This window comes from Streptomyces sp. UNOB3_S3 (assembly GCF_020740895.1).
Taxonomy (GTDB): domain Bacteria; phylum Actinomycetota; class Actinomycetes; order Streptomycetales; family Streptomycetaceae; genus Streptomyces.
Window position 1 is genome coordinate 1 of the sequence record NZ_JAILXP010000571.1, and the last position, 3,010, is coordinate 3,010.

The 3,010-nt window shown below is 73.0% G+C and carries 4 protein-coding genes; 3 read left to right on the plus strand and 1 reads right to left on the minus strand.

All coding sequences use genetic code 11. From position 1 onward, the window contains the following. Window positions 1-26 precede the first annotated feature (26 nt). Window positions 27-1,244: a sensor domain-containing protein gene (locus K6I33_RS33725; RefSeq protein WP_229358597.1), complete on the minus strand. Its 1,218-nt coding sequence runs from the start codon at window positions 1,242-1,244 to the stop codon at window positions 27-29. A gap of 172 nt (window positions 1,245-1,416) precedes the next feature. On the opposite strand from K6I33_RS33725, the gene K6I33_RS33730 reads away from it, so the two are divergent. From K6I33_RS33730 to K6I33_RS33740, 3 genes are all read left to right on the plus strand, one after another. Continuing rightward, entirely contained in the window at window positions 1,417-1,833 is a 417-nt protein-coding gene (locus K6I33_RS33730) for an NADH-quinone oxidoreductase subunit A (protein WP_126914744.1), read from the plus strand. Beyond that, window positions 1,824-2,444 (plus strand): NADH-quinone oxidoreductase subunit B, encoded by a 621-nt coding sequence (locus K6I33_RS33735; RefSeq protein ID WP_229358599.1) that lies wholly within the window; start codon window positions 1,824-1,826, stop codon window positions 2,442-2,444. Before K6I33_RS33730 ends, K6I33_RS33735 begins: the two co-directional genes overlap by 10 nt. Then, the coding region (locus K6I33_RS33740; RefSeq protein ID WP_229358600.1) for an NADH-quinone oxidoreductase subunit C at window positions 2,441-3,010 on the plus strand (570 nt) is incomplete at its 3' end. The genes K6I33_RS33735 and K6I33_RS33740, both read left to right, overlap by 4 nt.

The following is a 3,010-nucleotide window of genomic DNA, read 5'->3' on the forward strand; positions in this document are numbered from 1 at the left end:
GGGGTGGGGAAAGCCCCACCTTTCGGTTAGGGACGGCCGTCCACGCCCCCGTCCGTACGGCTCCGCCAGGGCAGCTCGGCGGTGACGACCGTCGGGCCGCCGACGGGGGAGTCCACGACGAACAGCCCGTCCACCGAGCCCAGCCGCTCGGCGAGCCCGGCCAGCCCGCTGCCCCGGGCGGTCGAGGCGCCGCCCTGCCCGTCGTCGCTGACCCGGATCAGCAGCCGGTCCGCCGCGCGCCACAGCTCGACCTCCGCCGTCCGGGCCCGGCTGTGCTTGCTGACGTTCTGCAGGAGCTCCGAGACGGTGAAGTAGGCGATGCCCTCGATCGCCGGCGCCGGACGGGACTCCAGGTCCACGGCCACGGTCACCGGCACCGTGCACCGCCCGGCCACCGACGTCAGCGCCGGGCCGAGACCGCGGTCGGTGAGGATCGCCGGGTGGATGCCGCGGGCGAGGTCGCGCAGCTCCTGGAGGGCGAGCTTCACCTCGCCGTGCGCCTCGTCGACCATCCGCGCGCCCGCCTCCGGGTCCTCCAGCAGCCGCTCCTTCGCCAGCCCGAGCCCCATGGCCAGGGCGACGAGACGGGCCTGGGCGCCGTCGTGGAGATCGCGCTCGATACGGCGCAGATCGGCCGCGGCGGTGTCCACGACCACGCCCCGGTCCTCCTCCAGCTCGGCGATCCGCCGCTCCAGCTCGCTCGACGGCGACAGCAGCCCGCGCACCATCGCCCGGTCCACATTGGTCAGCCCCCGCGCGATGTGCCCCAGCACCGGCCACGCGACGAACAGGGACGCCAGCGCGATGCCGAACGTGAGAACACCCCATGGCAGTCGTATGAACGCGTACAGCGTGCTGCGCCACGCCACCGGATCCTTCAGCGTCATCCACATCCGGCCGAGGAAACCGGTGGCGCGATGCCGGGAGAGCGGGCTCGGCTCGTCGATCCGGACGCCCAGCAGCGCCCGCGCCCGCCACCGCTCGGCCCTGCCCAGCACCCGCGCGCCCATCAGGCCGGCCGCCAGCAGCGGCAGCCCGACGACCGTCACCGACAGCAGCGCGCCCGCGTAGAGCCAGAGGGAGACATAGACGAAGCCGAGGATCCCCTCCAGCAGATTGAGGAGGAGGTGCGCGACCTCCTTCCACGTCGCGGAGCCGAAGGCGAAGCGCGCGGGAGGCAGCCGGTCGTCGTCCTCGGCGGCGACCTGGACGGCGCGGGAACGGGCGTGGGTACGGGCGGTCATACGGCAAGCGTGCCCTGGTCAGGACGGCTGCCGCCATGGGGTCCGTGGGTGCCGCGGGGTGGGGATAACCCCACCCCGCGCCCGCCGGGGCGGATCGTCCGGGGCGTCGTAGGGCCTAGACTCGCGTGCGTACAGATCGTCGAACAAACAGGACAGGGAGCGAGGGGCGGACGTGCCGGAGGCGACCGTGCGCACCAGTGGCGCCGATGTCCAGCTCGCGGCGGACTACTTCCACGCCTATTCGGTCGTCGGACTGCTCGCCGTCATCGGCGTGCTGTTCGTGGCCGTGGCCTTCGGGGCCGGACGGCTGCTGCGACCGGTGGTGCCGACGCCCGAGAAGCTGCTCACGTACGAGTGCGGCGTGGACCCGGTCGGCGAGGGCTGGGCGCACACACAGGTCCGCTATTACGTCTATGCGTTTCTGTACGTGATCTTCGCGGTGGACTCGATCTTCCTGTTCCCCTGGGCCACGGTGTTCGCCGCGCCGGGCTTCGGCGGGGCGACGCTCGTGGAGATGTTCGTCTTCCTCGGCTTCCTCGCCGTGGGCCTGTTGTACGCATGGAAGAAGGGCGTCCTGGAATGGACGTGACACCCCCGGTCGACCTGCCCGAGCCCCGCCGGCTCGGCCCGCTGGCGCGCCTGGCCCCCGAGCCCATGAAGGTCGTCCTGAACTGGGGCCGCCGCTACAGCCTGTGGGTCTTCAACTTCGGGCTCGCCTGCTGCGCGATCGAGTTCATCGCGGCGTCCATGGCGCGGCACGACTTCATCCGCCTGGGTGTGATCCCCTTCGCGCCCGGCCCCCGCCAAGCCGACCTCATGATCGTCTCGGGCACGGTCACGGACAAGATGGCCCCGGCCGTGAAGCGGCTGTACGAGCAGATGCCCGAGCCCAAGTACGTGATCTCCTTCGGCGCCTGCTCCAACTGCGGCGGGCCCTACTGGGACTCGTACTCGGTCACCAAGGGCGTCGACCAGATCATCCCCGTGGACGTGTACGTGCCGGGCTGCCCGCCGCGGCCGGAGGCGCTGCTCCAGGGGATCATCAAGCTCCAGGAGAAGATCGCGAAGGAGTCGCTCGGCGAGCGGTACGGCTCCGCCGGGGGACGGGCGTCCACGGCGGCGCTGCGCAGCGGCCTCGTGACGCCGCCGCCTCCCCCCGCGGGGGCCGCCGCCCCGGCTGCCGAGGAGACGGACCGATGAGCGAGCCTTCGCCCACCGCGGGGTGGCTCCCCCGCGCCGTGACGGACCTCTTCGGCGCGGACGCGACCGCCGAGGAGGCGTACGACCTGCTGACGGTCGACGTCCCGGCCGGGGAGTGGCTGACCGCGCTCGAGACCGCGCGTTCCGTGCTGGGCTGCACGTTCTTCGACTGGCTGAGCGCCGTCGACGAGCCCGGCACGGGCTTCCGCGTCTGCGCGCACGTGGCGGCGCTGCCGGGCGCGGGCGGCGCGACGCGCCGGCTGCTCCTGCGCACGACCGTGCCGCACGAGGCCCCCGCGCTGCCCAGCGCGGTGGACGTCTACGCGGGCGCGGCGTGGCACGAGCGCGAGACGCACGAGATGTTCGGCATCGACTTCCCGGGCCACCCCCACCTCGTACCGCTTCTGCTGCCCGAGGGCTTCGAGGGCCACCCGCTGCGCAAGGACTTCGTCCTCGCGGCGCGTGTGGTGAAGGCCTGGCCGGGCGCGAAGGAGCCCGGCGAGGCGGCCGAGGGCGGCCCCAAGCGCCGCCAGATGCTTCCCCCGGGCGTCCCCGACCCCAACGAA

Coding starts and splice junctions, on each gene's coding strand:
- K6I33_RS33725 (WP_229358597.1), bottom strand. CDS start 1,244: ATGACCGCCCGTACCCACGCCCGTTCCCGCGCCGTCCAGGTCGCCGCC.
- K6I33_RS33735 (WP_229358599.1), top strand. CDS start 1,824: ATGGACGTGACACCCCCGGTCGACCTGCCCGAGCCCCGCCGGCTCGGC.